The sequence below is a fragment of the uncultured Cyclobacterium sp. genome (assembly GCF_963977555.1).
In the GTDB taxonomy this organism is placed as follows: Bacteria; Bacteroidota; Bacteroidia; order Cytophagales; family Cyclobacteriaceae; genus Cyclobacterium.
Genome location: NZ_CAXBPD010000002.1, coordinates 404,321 through 420,045 on the forward strand (window position 1 = coordinate 404,321; position 15,725 = coordinate 420,045).

16 protein-coding genes and 1 riboswitch are annotated in these 15,725 nt (G+C 40.7%); of the genes, 8 read left to right on the forward strand and 8 right to left on the reverse strand.

Translation table 11 applies throughout. The features are described 5' to 3' along the window. The first annotated feature begins 34 nt into the window (after nucleotides 1–34). Both AAC073_RS03925 and AAC073_RS03930 read left to right on the forward strand, forming a co-directional pair. Nucleotides 35–400 (forward strand): SDR family NAD(P)-dependent oxidoreductase, encoded by a 366-nt coding sequence (locus tag AAC073_RS03925; protein ID WP_339922532.1) that lies wholly within the window; start codon nucleotides 35–37, stop codon nucleotides 398–400. Continuing rightward, on the forward strand, nucleotides 286–819 hold the full coding sequence (locus AAC073_RS03930) for an SDR family oxidoreductase (protein WP_339922533.1): 534 nt from the start codon (nucleotides 286–288) through the stop codon (nucleotides 817–819). Before AAC073_RS03925 ends, AAC073_RS03930 begins: the two co-directional genes overlap by 115 nt. On the opposite strand, the gene AAC073_RS03935 is transcribed toward AAC073_RS03930, so the two are convergent. From AAC073_RS03935 to AAC073_RS03950, 4 genes are all read right to left on the reverse strand, one after another. Continuing rightward, nucleotides 814–1,794 carry a c-type cytochrome gene (locus AAC073_RS03935; protein WP_339922534.1) on the reverse strand — a complete coding sequence of 327 codons (981 nt, stop codon included), beginning with the start codon at nucleotides 1,792–1,794 and terminating at the stop codon, nucleotides 814–816. The genes AAC073_RS03930 and AAC073_RS03935 overlap by 6 nt on opposite strands. 142 nt (nucleotides 1,795–1,936) lie before the next feature. After that, complete coding sequence (locus tag AAC073_RS03940) at nucleotides 1,937–2,944, reverse strand: ABC transporter ATP-binding protein (RefSeq protein WP_339922535.1); 1,008 nt, start codon at nucleotides 2,942–2,944, stop codon at nucleotides 1,937–1,939. An 11-nt stretch (nucleotides 2,945–2,955) separates the two neighbouring features. Beyond that, nucleotides 2,956–3,975: an iron ABC transporter permease gene (locus AAC073_RS03945; RefSeq protein ID WP_339922536.1), complete on the reverse strand. Its 1,020-nt coding sequence runs from the start codon at nucleotides 3,973–3,975 to the stop codon at nucleotides 2,956–2,958. Between the two features lie 4 nt (nucleotides 3,976–3,979). After that, nucleotides 3,980–5,113, reverse strand: coding sequence for an ABC transporter substrate-binding protein (locus AAC073_RS03950; protein ID WP_339922538.1), 1,134 nt, complete (start codon nucleotides 5,111–5,113; stop codon nucleotides 3,980–3,982). A 115-nt stretch (nucleotides 5,114–5,228) separates the two neighbouring features. Further along, a riboswitch (cobalamin riboswitch) is annotated at nucleotides 5,229–5,442 on the forward strand. A 189-nt stretch (nucleotides 5,443–5,631) separates the two neighbouring features. Between AAC073_RS03950 and AAC073_RS03955 the strand changes: the two genes are divergently transcribed. Then, on the forward strand, nucleotides 5,632–7,518 hold the full coding sequence (locus AAC073_RS03955; RefSeq protein ID WP_339922539.1) for a TonB-dependent receptor: 1,887 nt from the start codon (nucleotides 5,632–5,634) through the stop codon (nucleotides 7,516–7,518). Beyond that, the gene (locus AAC073_RS03960; protein WP_339922540.1) at nucleotides 7,515–8,558 is read left to right on the forward strand and encodes a DUF5074 domain-containing protein; all 1,044 of its coding nucleotides are present in this window, start codon (nucleotides 7,515–7,517) and stop codon (nucleotides 8,556–8,558) included. The genes AAC073_RS03955 and AAC073_RS03960 overlap by 4 nt, the downstream gene beginning before the upstream one ends. Before the next feature lie 583 nt (nucleotides 8,559–9,141). Here the strand turns inward: AAC073_RS03960 and AAC073_RS03965 are convergent. The 4 genes from AAC073_RS03965 to ruvC all read right to left on the reverse strand — a co-directional run bounded on the left by AAC073_RS03965 (nucleotide 9,142) and on the right by ruvC (nucleotide 12,413). Beyond that, nucleotides 9,142–9,738, reverse strand: a complete 597-nt coding sequence (locus AAC073_RS03965; protein WP_339922541.1) for a hypothetical protein — start codon at nucleotides 9,736–9,738, stop codon at nucleotides 9,142–9,144. After that, nucleotides 9,739–11,016 carry a hypothetical protein gene (locus AAC073_RS03970; RefSeq protein ID WP_339922542.1) on the reverse strand — a complete coding sequence of 426 codons (1,278 nt, stop codon included), beginning with the start codon at nucleotides 11,014–11,016 and terminating at the stop codon, nucleotides 9,739–9,741. 335 nt (nucleotides 11,017–11,351) lie between these two features. After that, on the reverse strand, nucleotides 11,352–11,768 hold the full coding sequence (locus AAC073_RS03975) for a nucleotidyltransferase substrate binding protein (protein WP_339922543.1): 417 nt from the start codon (nucleotides 11,766–11,768) through the stop codon (nucleotides 11,352–11,354). Between the two features lie 69 nt (nucleotides 11,769–11,837). Beyond that, nucleotides 11,838–12,413, reverse strand: a complete 576-nt coding sequence (ruvC, locus tag AAC073_RS03980) for a crossover junction endodeoxyribonuclease RuvC (protein ID WP_339922544.1) — start codon at nucleotides 12,411–12,413, stop codon at nucleotides 11,838–11,840. A 37-nt stretch (nucleotides 12,414–12,450) separates the two neighbouring features. On the opposite strand from ruvC, the gene AAC073_RS03985 reads away from it, so the two are divergent. The 4 genes from AAC073_RS03985 to AAC073_RS04000 are packed head-to-tail and all read left to right on the forward strand — an operon-like array spanning nucleotide 12,451 to nucleotide 15,723. Beyond that, complete coding sequence (locus AAC073_RS03985; RefSeq protein WP_339922545.1) at nucleotides 12,451–13,581, forward strand: glycosyltransferase; 1,131 nt, start codon at nucleotides 12,451–12,453, stop codon at nucleotides 13,579–13,581. 43 nt (nucleotides 13,582–13,624) lie between these two features. Then, complete coding sequence (locus tag AAC073_RS03990; protein ID WP_339922546.1) at nucleotides 13,625–13,876, forward strand: hypothetical protein; 252 nt, start codon at nucleotides 13,625–13,627, stop codon at nucleotides 13,874–13,876. Nucleotide 13,877: 1 nt separating this feature from the next. Further along, nucleotides 13,878–15,095, forward strand: a complete 1,218-nt coding sequence (locus AAC073_RS03995; RefSeq protein WP_339922547.1) for a PP2C family protein-serine/threonine phosphatase — start codon at nucleotides 13,878–13,880, stop codon at nucleotides 15,093–15,095. Nucleotide 15,096: 1 nt separating this feature from the next. Continuing rightward, nucleotides 15,097–15,723, forward strand: coding sequence for a polysaccharide deacetylase family protein (locus tag AAC073_RS04000; RefSeq protein ID WP_339922548.1), 627 nt, complete (start codon nucleotides 15,097–15,099; stop codon nucleotides 15,721–15,723). The last annotated feature ends 2 nt before the right edge of the window (nucleotides 15,724–15,725 follow it).

Consider the following 15,725-nt stretch of genomic DNA (forward strand, 5'->3'; position numbering starts at 1 on the left):
CAACATAGAAAAATAACAACCAATAGTAACAACCATGAAAATCGACTTAAAAGGATACCAAGCAGTAGTAGGAGGAGCAACAAGTGGGCTAGGGCTTGCTATAGCCCAGCAATTGGCAGCATGTGGTGCCTCCGTAACACTACTTGCGAGAAATAAAGAGAAGCTTGAGGTTGCTAAAAAGTCTTTGGACGTAAGTGGTGGTCAACATCACCAATACTTAGAAGTTGACTTTGCAAATTTTGAATCTTTCAGGGCAGCCACTGATTTTTTTTTAAAGGTAAAAGAGTGGATATATTGGTTAACAATACAAATGGACCATCAACAGGTTCTGTCCTTCAAAAAGAAACTGAGGATTACCAACAAGCTTTTGACCTGCTTTTTAAAACCTACCACCACCTGAGCCATCTGCTTTTGGATGGGATGAAGGAAAGAGGGGTAGGGAGGATTCTCAATGTTTCCTCAGTTACAGTCAAAGAGCCTTTAGCCAATCTTATTTTGTCCAATACGATGCGAACTGCGGTTGTAAGTTGGGCCAAGTCTTTGTCCAAAGAGGTGGCTCAATTTGGGATTACAGTGAATACCGTACTTACTGGTTCCTTTGAAACCGAAAGAATCGAATCCTTGATTAAAAGCCAATCGCAAGAAACAGGTGAAGATTTTGAAGTTTTAATGAAACAGAAAAAACAAGCCATACCAGCAAAAAGGCTTGGCCAACCCGAAGAATACGGTTACCTAATGGCGTTTTTGGCCTCTCCTTTTGCCGGGTATATCAATGGAGCCAGTATTCCAATAGATGGTGGGGCGTTGAACTGCCTATAAGCTTTCTGCTTTCAAGAATTTGTTTACTTGGTTTTCTACAGGATTCAAGGACTGTAGGTAGGTGTATATAGCACCCAGGTCTTCTGTTGTCATGCCAGCATACATGTTCCAAGGCATAATGGTTTGCATTTCTCCAGCCTGAACCTTACTTAACTTATTCCTGTCTTCAAATTGCTTGAATCTTTGCAAAAACTGCTCTTTGCTCCAATTCCCAAGCCCTGTTTTATCTGGTGTAAGGTTGGGGCTTGTTAGGATATTTCCTCCTGGCATGTTAAATACCCTTCCACCTGCAAGATGTTCGCCAGTAAATGCTCCATTTTCAAATTGGGTGTGGCAGTCTACGCAGGCGGCTGCATTCACAAGGTATTTGCCATATGCGATAGCATCTGATACGGGAGGTTTGATTGAAAATTCAGCTTTTTGTGGGATTGTTCTCATGATTAAGCTAAAAGGGAAGTCAGCCTCAGATGCTGGCTGTTTTATTTCATTAGGTGTTAATGTTCGAATATAAGCGATTACTGAAAAAATGTCCTCCTTGTCCATTTTTCCATAGTTGGCATAGGGCATGATGGGAAAGATGGGGTTGCCATCTTTTTTGACACCGGTAGTGATTAACCTGAAGAGTTCTCCATCTGTATAGCTAAGTAAGTAGGTAGGAGTAATGTTTGGTGAAATAAATTTTCCAGGAAAACCTAATTCATGGTCAAATACTTCCCCTCCTGCACCTAGGGTTCCGGGAATTGGAGGCCCACTAAATACGCTAAAATCCCTTTTGGAGTGGCAATCAATACAAAGCATTACGTGATTAGCTAGGTATTTACCCCGAACAATTGTTTCGGATGTGCTGGATATCTTCATGTTCTCAGGTGGATTGCCTACATTGGGCAATATCATCTGTAGATACACCAAAGAACCAATTATTAAGATTAGGAGGAATGAAAAAATAAAGAGGCCAAACTTTAAATAGCGATTCATACCTGAAGAAATTTAGGGTGGGGAATTTTAAATTGACATTGTATTTTAGTTTTAGAATAATAACCTGTAGTTATTTGGTTATCAATATAATAAAATTTATTTGTATTGAAATTCGAAATATAAAAAATACTTTTTGAGCAGTTTAATTTTTCAAAAATCTAATCATTTCTGATATCCTTGAAAATGTGAAATAATTTTGCTCGCTAAAAATAATTATCTCAAATGGATTTTGTGAGACTACTATTTTATCAGGCATTGGTATTTCAATGTTTTTTCTTAGTGCATTCTTGACCCAGTAAGTCAAATGTTCTGGCCCTGATATTTCAGGTAAAGTGCTTGGAGTTTTCAACCTTATTTTCCCATTTCCTGAATCGATTTCCCATTTTTCACCGGGCAATAATTTTTGAAGATGACCCTCAAGCATTAAATCCTCAGGGCTTCCAGCAACAAGTGGTTCTTTGGTGGCCATAATCCAAAGCTGATCGGCAGTTTCCATGGCTACTTCGAGGTCATGAGTAACGACAAGAATGGCTTTTCCCGCTTCCTTCGCTAATTTTTTTAGCAGATACATGATATCAAAACGATTGGTAAGGTCCAGGTGAGCAGTAGGTTCGTCCAAAACCATAATGTTACTGTCTTGGGCCAAGGCTCGTGCAATCATGGCAGTTTGTCGTTGCCCATCACTTAGCTGAGACAGTCTCTTTTCTGCAATGTCACCCAGATGCGTTAATTCCAATACTTGATTTACAAAGGCATTGTCGGCAGCGCTTAAATGTCCCCAGAGTCCAGTGTGAGGGCTACGGCCTAAGGCTACCAATTCCCGAACAGTCATTAAGCCTGAACGGATTTTCTCTGTCAAAACTACGGCGATATTTTGAGCACGTACTAAATCACTCATTTGGCTAGCACTTGTTTCACCAAACCAGATTTCCCCATTGATTGGCAAATTTTGGCTCATTATGGCTTTTAATAAGGTAGATTTCCCTACACCATTTGGACCCATTAGGCAAGTCAATTCACCATGGAATAATTCGAATGAGATGCCTGAGGCAATGGGGTTGATTTGCTTCCCAAGTGCATATCCAAGCACCAAGTCTTTGGCATGAATGCAGGGCTTTGCTTTTCTAGGACTGCTTTTATTTGGTTTCATTTCCTTAAAAATTAAAATGCCTCACTAAAATTTCTTCTCATAATTAACCAGATAATGAGGGGCGCCCCAAATGCGGTAGTGACTGCATTTATCGGAAGGCTGGAAGCATGGCCGGGCATCTGACTTAAGGTGTCGCAGGCCAACAAAACCAATATCCCTAAGATGGCGGTTGCAGGAAATAATATTCTGTGATCATTTGTCTTAAATAGTAATCTGGCCAAGTGGGGAACAGCAATACCTATAAATGCAATGGGGCCACAGAAAGCAGTTATACCCCCTGTCAATATACCGGTGCTTACTATCATAATCCACCTCAATTTTTGGAAATTTATACCCATGCTCTTGGCATAAGCTTCTCCTAAAAGCATGGCATTGTACGATTTTACTGAAAATACGACCATCGTTACGCCTATGAGTATGGCTCCGGACAATAGCCCCAATTCGCTCCATCCAGTATTGCCAAGGTTTCCCATAGACCATAGGGTAAATAGCTTTAATTCTTCAGCAGCGCTGAAGAAAGACAATAGGGTCACAATAGCGGAAGCAGCACTGCCAAACATAAGTCCTACGATCAATAAAGTCATGCTGTCCTTGACTTTCCAAGCCGCCAAACCCATCAAAACCAAAACACCAATGGCTCCTGCACTGGAAGCAAGGATTACCGACCAATAGCTTGTGCCTGCAAACAGTTGCCAGCCAAATGCTGTTCCGGCCATGACCAATAATGCGACTCCCAAGCCTGCTCCCGAGCTGATGCCGAGCACAAAAGGTCCCGCCAGTGGGTTCCTGAAAAATGTCTGCATCTGTAAACCGCTGACAGAAAGAGCAATTCCCGCTAAGATTGCGGTCATAGATTTTGGGATTCGATAATCCATCACGATTATTTCCCAACTCTCTCTTGGAAAAGGGACACCCGCCAAGCGCTTTAGTAATGCCTCTATAGGAATTGAGATGGATCCAAGGCTGATGTTTAGTAGCCATAAAATCACCACTAAAATCAGAGCACATGTGAATTTGAAACGGTGACTCATTGATTTAATCTTCTAATCTCTCAAAATACCTGAATTTGTGCTCACTGGCTTTTTCTGGGTGTAGGATCTTAATCATGTCCAGCAATACAAGGTCGGGCCGCAGGTAACCCTCCTCAAAATACCTCAATCCGCCAGTGGCCCCCATTCCTAAAGTATAGGTATAAATTTGTTTTTCTTTATGTGCCTTAAAAACTCCATATTTTGAATTTTGCTCCACCATGCTTCCCAAGGAGGTATGATTGGCGGCTCCTATCCAATAATCTGCTTCACTGGCATGGTTTAATACAAATTCATAATTCAAGGTTAAACTTCCTGTATCCCCTTCCTTATCAAACAGGTAATGACCACCAGCATCAGCAATGATTTTTGCTGCCCAGCTTTCTTTCCCTGGAGCATACCAGATATCCTTGTACAAGGTTCCAGACAGTACACTAGGCTTTTTATTTTCAGGGACTTTAGCCATTAGCTCTCTAGAGGCATTGTAATTGGTTACAATTTTTGAATAAACTTCTGTAGCTTCTTTTTCTTTTCCCAGTAAAACTCCTGTTACCTTAATCCATTCGGCTCTGCCAAGAGGATGTTCCTCCAGAAATTCCTGATTAATGATCACAGGAATGTTTGCTGAAGCTAATCTATCCGCCAATTTGAAAGGTTCGCCAAATCCCGATATCATGACCCAGTCAGGTTCGAGATCAATTATTTTTTCAAAGTTCGTTACCGGGCCTTTTCCCAAATCGATGATTTTATCCTCATCGATTCTTCGCCTTACTGATTCGCTGCTTATTAAGTCAAGGTCAGGGAAGGCCATGAGGTGGTCTTCGGCCTGCAGGTAATCTAAGTGGGCGACCTGAGGAGTGGCAGACAATATTACCTTATGGCTACCTATTGGGATTTTACCGTCTAGTGATAAATCAGGCATTAACACTTCTTCTACTGGGTCAGATATCAGAAATCGCTGTGTTTTATTTGGAGATTGAATAATTTCAAGTATAAAAAAATTATTACCTCGATAGAGAGCAAAGCCTTTTGCGTACATTAAAGGGATTTCTTCCAGGGCGTCCAAAGTGCCTTTCTGACTGGTTTGCTGGCAGGCCGGAAGAAATAATAATAGAAAAATAGACAGACGAATAAGAGCCATTTTTTAGTAAAAAGGAATAAACAGGATTTGATTTTCAACCCAAAGTAAACCATTGCAGCCTCCATTTCCAACAGCTTAATTTTTTCAAAAGTTTTTTGAATAAAGTTTTTACCGTAAGTTTGTGCCGATTTATGGTTCCCGATCCTTAACCAGGCGCTCGGGAATAATAGGGAATCCGGTGTAAAACCGGAACTGTCCCCGCAACTGTAACCCAATCTTTATAGCAATAAAGAAAATGGAAATCCATCCTTTGCCATTGTCCCAATTGGGATGAGAAGGCGGATTTACCTTGGGAAGTCAGGAGACCTGCCATTAAAATCTTATCATTCATGGCTTTCGGGAGAAGGGCTGAGAAAGAAGTGTTAGCTGTTTTTCAGTATTTTCATTTATTGAATATTGATGCTCGATTGAGACGCCTGTAAAAGGATGTCTTGAAGGCGTATTCACAGGTTTTCATTTCATTCTCTTCTTACTCCAAAAAAGTTTGTAAACGTGGATACCTAATCAACAGAAAGAGGATGTCATTAATTGCTTGTTTGGTTTTTTTTGTAACGGGTTGGCAGGGCGAACCTAATTCTTCAAGGGTTTTTCGACAAGACACTCTGGAGCTTTCTCAAGTGGAAGTTCATGCGGCTGCATTAAGGAAATATGCTTTTGGACAATGGGTGAGAACGCTCGATGCAGACAGGTTAGGCCAATTGTCCGGATATTCATTGGGGGAGGTGTTGCAGCAAGAGACTGGTTTGTTTTTAAGACAGTACGGATCGGGCATGTTAGCTTCCCTGAGCATGCGTGGCACTTCAGCCGGACACAATGCCTTGTTTTGGAATGGAGTGCCGGTGAACAGCCCTTCATTGGGGCAGGCGGATTATTCTATTTTCCCATTGGGGGGATTTGATGCTGTAAATATTCATTATGGAAGTTCAGGGGCATTGTATGGTACTGATGCGATTGGTGGAGCGGTTCATTTGTCTTCTGATTTGCAGTTCAATACCGACAATGAATTGAAAATTGGGACACTTCTCGGGAGTTTTGGTCGCTGGCACCAGCAGGTAAGTTACCGTCAGGGAGGAGAGAAATTTGCTTTTCGGACCAACGTGTATAGAAATTATACAGCAAATAATTTCAACTATAAGGATTGGGCAAGTCCAGGTACACCCGAAAAACGCCAAGAACATGCCAAGGTTTCACAAATTGGCTTGGTGCAGGATTTTGCCTTCAAGATCAGCACGAAACAGTCCTTAAAAGCGAACCTATGGGTCAATTCAAATGACAGGCAAATACAACCCTTATTAGGCTCAGCTGTAAGCGATGTGCAAGAAGACCGGAGTGTTAGGTCGGTGATAGATTATGCGTTTATAGGCGAAAAGTTTACATGGACCGCGAAAACCGGGATATCCAGTGATGTAATGGTTTTTAATACGGATAGAAATGAAACACGCTTGTTTTTGCTAGGTACTGCTGTGGATTACTCTTTCTCTCAAAAATGGCAGACCCTTGCTGGGATCCGCTATTCACATATCAAAGGGCAGCTGGCCACCTACGAAAGTAAAGAGCAGCGGTTAGAATTGTACCAAGCCACCAATTTCAAACCAAGCCAAAATCTGGGGATTTCCATGCAACTCAGGCAGCTGATTCATGAAGGAGAGGCAGCACCATTTACACCTTCATTAGGCGTAGAATGGACTTTTTTTAATTCCAAGCTGTGGAATTGGCATTTAATAAGCAACCTGTCAAGAAGCTTTAAAATCCCCACTTTAAACGATCGATTCTGGGTTCCGGGTGGCAATCCAAATTTGTCCCCAGAAAAAAGTCTCAGTAAAGAAATTGGACTTACCAGTGAGGCCCATGTATCCGCATTTAGTGTAGAAAACAGGCTTACCTATTTTCATATGGACGTAGATGATTGGATTTTATGGTTGCCATCGAGTACCTATTGGCAGGCTGAGAATGTTCGCTCTGTAGTCAATCAAGGATTGGAATATTTTTTCAAAGGAGTTTATAAACAAGGCAGCAATTACTGGGGAGTGAATGTGGACTACTCCTTAAATAGCGCAGTCAATCAATCCGGCGATCAAGGAAATTCGCTCAGTAAGGGGAAACAACTTCCCTATGTTCCAAAGCATAAGGTACGTATGCAAGGAAGTTTTCAGAAGGGTCCCTACAAATTCTATTTACAGCAGCAATGGACCAGTGAAAGGTATGTCACCACGGATAACCAAACCCTTTTGGATCCTTACAGCCTGTGGGATACAGGGCTGACTTATGCCTTTAAGTGGAAAGGAAAGCTAAAAGGTAATCTGGGATTCCATACAAATAATATATTCAATGTGGATTATCAAGTGGTTCGCCTGAGATCCATGCCGGGAAGAAATTTTCAATTTAATTTAAATGTAGTGTTATGAGAAAAATGCAGTTAGCCTGTAAGTTGTTTTTGTTTGCCCTTTTGGTGTCCTGTGGAACGGATCCCGTTGAAGTTCCTCAGGGGGCCTATGAGAATGGTGTGCTGATCATCAATGAAGGCGCTTTTGGTGCCAATGATGGTGAAGTTCACCATTTTGATAAGAGTACCTCTGAGGTAGAAACCAATGTTTTTGAAAATGTCAATAATAGGCCTTTTGCAGGTTTACTTCAGGATTTGATCAGCTATGAAGACTATACGTATTTGGTAGCCAATACAGGTAAATTGGAAGTGGTGCAATCCGCTGACTTCATTTCTGTAGGTGCAGTCAGCAATGACCTGGTCAATAGCCGGAGCATGGTCAGAGCTGATGGTAAATTGTACATTAGCGATTGGGGGCCGTATGACGCTTCTTGGAGCAATACCGAATCTTTTGTAGCTGTAATTGAAGATATAACAGGAGGGGATGTTGCTTACAAGATACCTACTCCATCTAGACCAGAAGGACTGGCATTTATTGGTGATAGAATATTGGTAGCCTGTCAACTGGGATCTATCGCTGTGATAGAAGTTGGAGATGATGAAGTGGAGAAAACAATTGCTGTAGAAGGAAGCCCGTTTTTCTTTTTTGAGTACCAAGCAAGCCATTACCTCTATGCCAATGACAGTGAGAAAATTTACCTGCATAAGCTAAACTCAGCTACTTTTGAAGTTGTGGAGACCTATGAATTTCCTGTGAGTAATAGCATTTACAATGGTAATTTCACGGTTAGTGACAGTGGGGAATTGTATGTCATTAGCAACCAAGCTACAGAGGATGTGGTAGTGAAACTTTCCTTAAATTCAGGTTCAGTTGTAGATGAGAATTTTTATTCCGGTAGTAATTTCTATGGTTTGGGATTTGATGATGAGACACAAACATTGTACATAGGAGAGCACAATGGCTGGCAAGGAAATGGCACAGTGATGCGTATCAATGCTCAGGGAGAACTTATTGATGATGTAGTAGTTGGCAGAGGGCCAAGTGGTTTTTATTTCCCTTAAGTACTCTTAGAATACAAAAGTTTAGCAGTGAAAGCTAAGTTAACCTATCTACTATAATATTTAGCGAAACCACTTAATCATTAGATTAAATAGTGGTTTCGCTATTTTTTTTAAGCTTGTTGATGGTGAGAAGCTGTTCAGCCCCATCGGGTAAGCGGAACCTCATCCCGGCGGCTGAGCGGAGCCGAAGCCATAGGGTAACGTACTCGAAATACTTACTCCTTTGGCTCCGGTCAGGAACCGGTTACCGAGTAGGCTTTCTGAAAAATAGCTAATCTATTGGATTATAGTATTTTGAACATTAGAATCCCCCTGCCCCCTTGTCAAGGTGGAGTTAGTGGAAGATGAGTTTCATGATGAATTGGTAGAGTTGAACCGGGCTGCCTTAAATCAAAATCAATAACGTGGTCCCCAATTCTGAAAAAACAAAATCCCCCTTCAAAAAAGGGGGAGAAAGGGGGATTTCTAACGTAATTCTTAAAATAAACCGATAAATGAGTAGGTGACATAATACCTACTCATTCGGCTCCGTTCCGGAACGGGTTGGGGGAGCCAGAAGGTTGTTGAACAAGTAAGAAATTGCCTAAAACGAATACCCAATCCTATAAACTAGATTGTTGAAGGTGACTTTGTCTTCTTCAAAGTAGTTCCAGTCCTCAGGTCGCATTCGGTTTGGGGATAATCTGGAGGGATTGCCATTGTAAAAATAACTGATTTGCCTTTTTAAAGAAAAACTTAGGGTCCAGAAATTGGACCTTTTGTTTTGGAATCTTAAACCTATAGTTCCTTGCGCCATCATTCCCCCTTTGCGCCAATTGTGTTGGTCCCATTCATTGATTTCCAAACGTTCAAAGATGGCAGAACCATAACCTAGTTCCCCACCTCCATATACCTGCCATTTATTTTGAGGATTTAATACTACCCTCCAACCTAGAGCCAATGGAAGGACAGAATAATTCCCATATTGATCCAAGCCTGTCACAAAACCTACTGCATGTCGACGGTTGAGTTGAACACCATTAAAAGTTTGAAAGGTGAAATTTGTCCGTGAACCAAAATTATCTCTACCAGTAAGTACTCCAATTTCTGAATGGCTTACAAAAGGTAAATCCTGCCCCATGCTAATTAGGGGGCAGGAGAAAATGAATGCGGTTAGGAAAAATAAATACAAATTTTTCATTTATCCATTGGAAACATTAATACAGCTTAGTTCTTTAAGTTTCTCCGGGTCAGAATAGTCAAATTGGCAAACTCCATCAGGACCGATCACTATTAATGATTTGGGGCCTGGAATTATGTCAAGAAATACATGGTTTTTCAGATGTTCAATTTGATTGTTACTGATTTCCATGACATTTGAAACATTAAAACTCTTTAATCCCTTATCTCCTTCTGCCAGATACAAATAATCTCCAGAAAGTCCCAAGCCATGTGGATTGTCCATGGGATAGGTTTTTAATAAGGTAGGTCGATTTAGGTCTTTTATGTCCAAAACATGCAACTCATTGGCTCCATTACGGCAAAGGGCCGCACTTCTCAAAGTCACGAAAGCATAATCATCATTGACTACCACAGGATCGCAAGAGGTTATGTGTGAATAGACAGCCATTTCCCTCGGTGCTGCAGGATTGCTTGCATCATAAATGTGCATGCCCGACATGGAGCCTATAAAAAGGTTACCTTTAAAAGGAAAGATTGTTTCTATCCCCCAACCCAGGCTTATATCGCTAAGGTATTTCGGATCCATGGGGTTTTCTACATTGAAAATCCTCATGTTATTGTTGTCCACTGTATAGAGGTGTCCACCTAAAAGAGTAAACCTTGCCATTGACCCACCTTGGCCATAGCTCTGCCCTCCATCAGATTTGGAGTAAGCCGCAGATTCGAGCGTCATCATGTCGGATCTAAAAGTAGGCCTTCCCCAGCTGTTCCAGCGCATATTGGACTCGGTGGAGGTAATGACGGTATCTTTATAGGTCATTATTGTGCCCGTTTCCTCATTGGAGTAGATATTAGGGAAAACGTCTTTTTCTCTTTTTACCAGTTGAATGTTTTCAGGATTCGAAATATCAAAGGCCAATAAGTCAATATAATTGTCGGCATACAAGATGCTTTCATTGATCGCCATGTCACCAGTTCCTGGGATATTGATGAAATTTAGGTTCTGGGGGTTAGCAGGGTCAGCATTGTTCAATAAATGTATGCCTTTCCCGGGTTCGGATATAAATAGGTAATCCCCATAGATGTAAATTTTCCCAGGTTGATCCAACGGTATTCCAGGTTCGATAATAATATCAGCTTCTCTGAAAGAATTTACTTCTATAAATACAGGTACCTGCGTTTGATAGGTATAAGTTGTTTCTATTTGGTCTTCACAGGAGGGAAGCACCAATACCAGCATTAAGGAGAGCATGAACTGCATTCCAATCGCAAATTGAGGGTGTAATTTTCTTTTCATGACTTAATGGGAGAAGGGTAAATAGGTAAAAATGGAATCGTTTGTATTACTTTTCTCAACCAAGACGCAATTAATTGTTGTAATGCTACAAAATTTTGAAAATAAATTAAAAAAAATTCTTGCAGGTACTTAGCTTCTTTAAACCAAATTATGTAATAGGATTTGTACAGGCTGTACCATGTTTACAGGAGGTGTTGTAATCGCAAGATTATCAAGCTGTTTGGATATTTTAGCATAGCACCACTATGGTGAAATTGAAAACCACATCGAAGTGGCTGATTTTATCTGTCTCGGCGGATCAGCATGTAATAGCGTATCTATTGCATATTTCAGGTTTAACTATCTAGTTTTTCCTCCATATTTCTTTCAAAACCTTCTAAAAAGCCTAAGTATTTTTTAACAATGTTTTCAGAAAGTGATCCCAAATAATCACCTGGATAGAGGGGATTGTATTTGATTCTGTGGATGATCATGTCCAGCCAGCCCTGTCCATCATCAATCAGGTCAGCGTGAAAAGCTTCCACAGTAATGTCTCTAGAGCCCGAAAATGGTGCCTTGCCTTGTGTTTTAAAATAAGAGGCTATGGTTTCTAAAGCGGCATCATGTGACTTTTCAAAACTCGTTATCATTTTTGAGCGTACAGCATCGTTCATCCCATGACTATTACCTTCATGAATCAAATCCCTCAATTCATTCAGTTGGTTGATGAAATCAGTAAAACAATGCTCGCATTCCAATACCGTTTTTTTCATGGCTATAAGGGTTTAGTTCATTACTAATTTATCAATTAAGGACTAGAATTCTAATATAATGCTGAAAAATTATTTTTTAATCCTGTCAGGATTTTCAGTTAAAAAAGATTTCCAGCCACCACTTCTTCCTTTGGTCTGAATCCTGCCATCGTGAAAATGATGACAAAGCGCAACAGCCAAGGCATCAGTTGCATCAAGTAATTTTGGAATCTCATCAAAGTTCAATAAGGACTTGAGCATTTCAGCCACCTGCTCTTTAGAAGCATTTCCATTTCCGGTCACCGACTGTTTCACTTTTTTTGGAGAATATTCAGTGATGGATACTTCCTTTGCTAGGGCTGCTGCCATGGCCACACCTTGTGCACGACCTAGTTTGAGCATGGACTGTACATTTTGCCCAAAAAAAGGCGCTTCCAGCGCCATGGAATCGGGCCCATGAGTTTCTATAATATAAGTGATCTTTTCAAAAATCTTTTTAAGTTTCATCGCATGGTCGCTGTATTTTTTTAGGTGAATGACGCCAAATTCGATTATGCTGTATTTACTCCCCTTTACTAAAATTAAACCATAACCCATCACGGATGTTCCCGGGTCAATGCCTAAAATGATTTTTTCCTTAATCGGATTTTTTACAATTTTACTCATCGGTGCAATTTACCACAAATCCTCAAATGCCCATTAAATGCTTGTCCTAGGAATGCTCTATTTTTTATTTGTCTTGGCTTATTTTTTGGCTTTAGGGCATTTTGTTAGCATTTGGGATAGCAAGATTAAGGAGCAATGGCATCAGTTAGAAACTAGCCAAAATACCCTAAGTACCTGTACTTTAATGGTCCCGTTCAGAAATGAGGATGATAATTTAGGATTATTGCTTCCCGACCTTTCTGAAAACCTACCTTCGTCGGCAAATGTTTGCTTTATTGATGATCACAGTGAGGATAATGGCGCTGAGCGGGTGAAACAGTTTATTGAAAATCACAACCTGGTAAACTGGCAAATAATCAACAATCAGGGAATTGGTAAGAAAGCGGCACTAAATACAGGGATCCAAGCCAGCAAATCAGAAATAATTGTCACTACAGATGCAGATGTTAGGATCAATAAAGGTTGGTTGGAACATTTGATTTCCCCATTTATGGATCCTGCCATTCGATTGGTTGCTGCTCCTGTTATGACTAGCGCTGGCAATGGCGTTTTTAGTGATTTCCAGCAAATAGAATGGGCCAGTCTTATATTAATGACCCAAGTTTCATTCGCAAAAGGCAAACCATTGATGTGCAGTGGGGCCAATTTAGCCTTTCGAAAAAAAGCCTTTTTAGAAGTAGAAGGATATGAAGGGAATACCCACATTCCCTCGGGGGATGACGAATTTCTGCTCAAGAAGATGTGGGTTAAATTTGGAGCATCCGCCTTAGATTATCTCGTATCCCCTCTTTCTTTAGTGAAAACACATGCCTTGAAAAGCCCATTGGATTGGATTCGACAACGTTCGAGGTGGGCCAGTAAGTGGAATGCCCACAAAGGGAGTTGGCATTGGCTTTCAGCGGCAGGACTTGCTGTTTTCAGCACCTTTCTATTGGCAAGCATTCCCTTGGCTTTTTATTCCTGGGAATATACCCTCGCCATTTTGCTCTTTTGGACCCTGAGGGTGATATTTGAAAAAAAAGTCTTGGGAAAAATATTGAATCTTTTCGGATTAAAATTTTCTTTTCTAAGTTGGTTTTTAACTGGCTGGATCTATCCTTTACTCGTCCTATGCGCCCTTCCTTTTGCGATTTTTGGAAATTATACCTGGAAAGGAAGGAAAAGCTAATGAATCCCTTAATTTTGTAATTAGACTTAACAATGAGGCAACAATGACAAATGATGAATTTGACCTTTTGGATGAATTGTATTTCCTTCAATCCTATCAATACCTGAAATCCAGCTTGGAATGGGAAGACAACAAGTTGCTGTTGAATTTAACGCAATTGCTGGAGAAAGGGTGGATAAGATGTTATGCAGCACCGGAGAATGAGATTTTTGACGCGCTGCCTTTGACGGAGAAAGGGATGAACTACTACTACCTGGCTACCAAAGAGGGTCTGCTCACCCACAATACCCTATAAAATGACTGCAGAGACAATTAAGTACCAGAGAAAAGAACTGGAATTAAAGGCATTGCTGGAAATAACACAAGCCATCAACGAGAACAAAGATGAGAATGTACTTTTAAATATTTTTAAGTTTACCTGTCTGATTCATTTGAATATTAAATCGCTGGTACTTTATGTTTATAACCAGCAAGAGCAATTTTTCCTAAGGCGAATTTCTCATCAGGTAAAGGAAAAATTACCAGAGAAAATTCAGAAAGCTGATGTTCAGGAAAACAAAGAATTGGGCAAATTGAGCCTATCTCTTTCTGAAGAGTATTCCTTCACAGAGGTAAATATTTATGTGCCCGTTTATCACAAAGATAAAATGCTTGCCATTCTCTTTATGAGCACTAAAGATGGGGATGCTGGATTGGATTTGGACTTTACCCAAGCATTGACCAATATTTTGGTGGTGGCACTTGAGAACAAGCGTTTTGCCAGAAAGCAATTGGAGCAAGAAAGCTTTCGAAAAGAAATGGAGATTGCCAGTAATGTACAACGCATGTTGTTTCCAGCGACACTTCCTGACCATGCAAAGCTTAGGGCACAAGTGACCTATATTCCACATAGTTCTGTAGGAGGGGATTACTACGACTTGATTGAAAGGTCTGAAGATGATGTCTATTTCTGTGTAGGAGATGTTTCAGGGAAAGGTATGCCGGCATCGCTGTTGATGTCCAATTTTCAAGCAGCTTTACGAACCCTTCTCCGAAGCGGTACCGATTTGAAAACGATTATGGAGCAATTGAATTTTTCCACTTTTGATACCACAAAAGGAGAAAGGTTTATTACCTTTTTTCTTGGACACTATTCCTATAGCAAAAAGAAGCTAAGCTATGTCAATGCAGGGCATAATCCTCCCGTATTATGCACCAGCCCTAGCAATACTCCTGAGTTGCTGGAGGCAGGAACCACCATTTTGGGTGCTTTTGAAACATTGCCTTTTATGGAACAGGGCGAAAGAAATAATTTAGATCATTTTACGCTTCATCTTTATACAGATGGATTAACGGAAGCGCTGAATCCAAATGAAGAGGAATTTGGTGAGGAAAGGTTTTTAGGCTATATCGAGGCACATCCATCCTTTGATCCTAAGCGTTTTCATGAAGGTTTTCTCAGCGATTTGGCAAAGTTTTCGGATGGAATTCCTGTTAGAGATGACATTACGCTGCTCAGCCTTCAATTCAATTGATATGTTATTTTATAAAGTCCCAGGTATCATCCAAAACCTTTTTGGTTCTTTTACCTGGCACAAAGACCGCGAGCATAAAACAGTTTACCTGACCTTTGACGATGGTCCGGTACCTTCAGTATCTGACTATGTGTTGAGGCTTCTGGAGGATTATAATATGAAGGCCACATTTTTTATGGTGGGGGACAATGTGTCTAAAAATTCCAATTTAGCGAATGAGATTGCTCAGAGAGGTCATGGCATAGGTAATCATACCCACCATCACCTAAACGCAGGTAAAACGCCACTTACAGTGTACCTCGAAGATATAGAACAATGCCGAAAGACGATTTTGGAGAAGACGGGTGTTGAAACCAAAACTTTCCGCCCTCCTTATGGAAAAATTAACAGGCGATATTCCCGATATTTGTTGAAGGAGTATGAGATTGTCCTTTGGGAACTGATCTCCTGGGATTTTAAAAAGGAGTTGAATTCTAGTGTAGCACTTGGGAAAATCATGAAATACACGGAAAACGGATCGATAGTGCTGTTTCATGACCAGCAAAAATCGAAAAAGAATCTTCAGGAAATTTTGCCTAAATACTTGGATTATTTGTCTAGCCAGGGTTTTCAAACAGGATTGTTGTAAGC

What these genes read in the sequence shown, in the direction of transcription:
- AAC073_RS03950 (WP_339922538.1), bottom strand. Translation starts at nt 5,113, where the DNA reads ATGGCTCTTATTCGTCTGTCTATTTTTCTATTATTATTTCTTCCGGCC.
- AAC073_RS03935 (WP_339922534.1), bottom strand. Translation starts at nt 1,794, where the DNA reads ATGAATCGCTATTTAAAGTTTGGCCTCTTTATTTTTTCATTCCTCCTA.
- AAC073_RS03965 (WP_339922541.1), bottom strand. Translation starts at nt 9,738, where the DNA reads ATGAAAAATTTGTATTTATTTTTCCTAACCGCATTCATTTTCTCCTGC.
- AAC073_RS03975 (WP_339922543.1), bottom strand. Translation starts at nt 11,768, where the DNA reads ATGAAAAAAACGGTATTGGAATGCGAGCATTGTTTTACTGATTTCATC.
- AAC073_RS03960 (WP_339922540.1), top strand. Translation starts at nt 7,515, where the DNA reads ATGAGAAAAATGCAGTTAGCCTGTAAGTTGTTTTTGTTTGCCCTTTTG.
- AAC073_RS03955 (WP_339922539.1), top strand. Translation starts at nt 5,632, where the DNA reads ATGTCATTAATTGCTTGTTTGGTTTTTTTTGTAACGGGTTGGCAGGGC.
- AAC073_RS03990 (WP_339922546.1), top strand. Translation starts at nt 13,625, where the DNA reads ATGACAAATGATGAATTTGACCTTTTGGATGAATTGTATTTCCTTCAA.
- ruvC (WP_339922544.1), bottom strand. Translation starts at nt 12,413, where the DNA reads ATGAGTAAAATTGTAAAAAATCCGATTAAGGAAAAAATCATTTTAGGC.
- AAC073_RS03985 (WP_339922545.1), top strand. Translation starts at nt 12,451, where the DNA reads ATGCTTGTCCTAGGAATGCTCTATTTTTTATTTGTCTTGGCTTATTTT.
- AAC073_RS03945 (WP_339922536.1), bottom strand. Translation starts at nt 3,975, where the DNA reads ATGAGTCACCGTTTCAAATTCACATGTGCTCTGATTTTAGTGGTGATT.
- AAC073_RS03925 (WP_339922532.1), top strand. Translation starts at nt 35, where the DNA reads ATGAAAATCGACTTAAAAGGATACCAAGCAGTAGTAGGAGGAGCAACA.
- AAC073_RS03995 (WP_339922547.1), top strand. Translation starts at nt 13,878, where the DNA reads ATGACTGCAGAGACAATTAAGTACCAGAGAAAAGAACTGGAATTAAAG.
- AAC073_RS04000 (WP_339922548.1), top strand. Translation starts at nt 15,097, where the DNA reads ATGTTATTTTATAAAGTCCCAGGTATCATCCAAAACCTTTTTGGTTCT.
- AAC073_RS03940 (WP_339922535.1), bottom strand. Translation starts at nt 2,944, where the DNA reads ATGAAACCAAATAAAAGCAGTCCTAGAAAAGCAAAGCCCTGCATTCAT.
- AAC073_RS03970 (WP_339922542.1), bottom strand. Translation starts at nt 11,016, where the DNA reads ATGAAAAGAAAATTACACCCTCAATTTGCGATTGGAATGCAGTTCATG.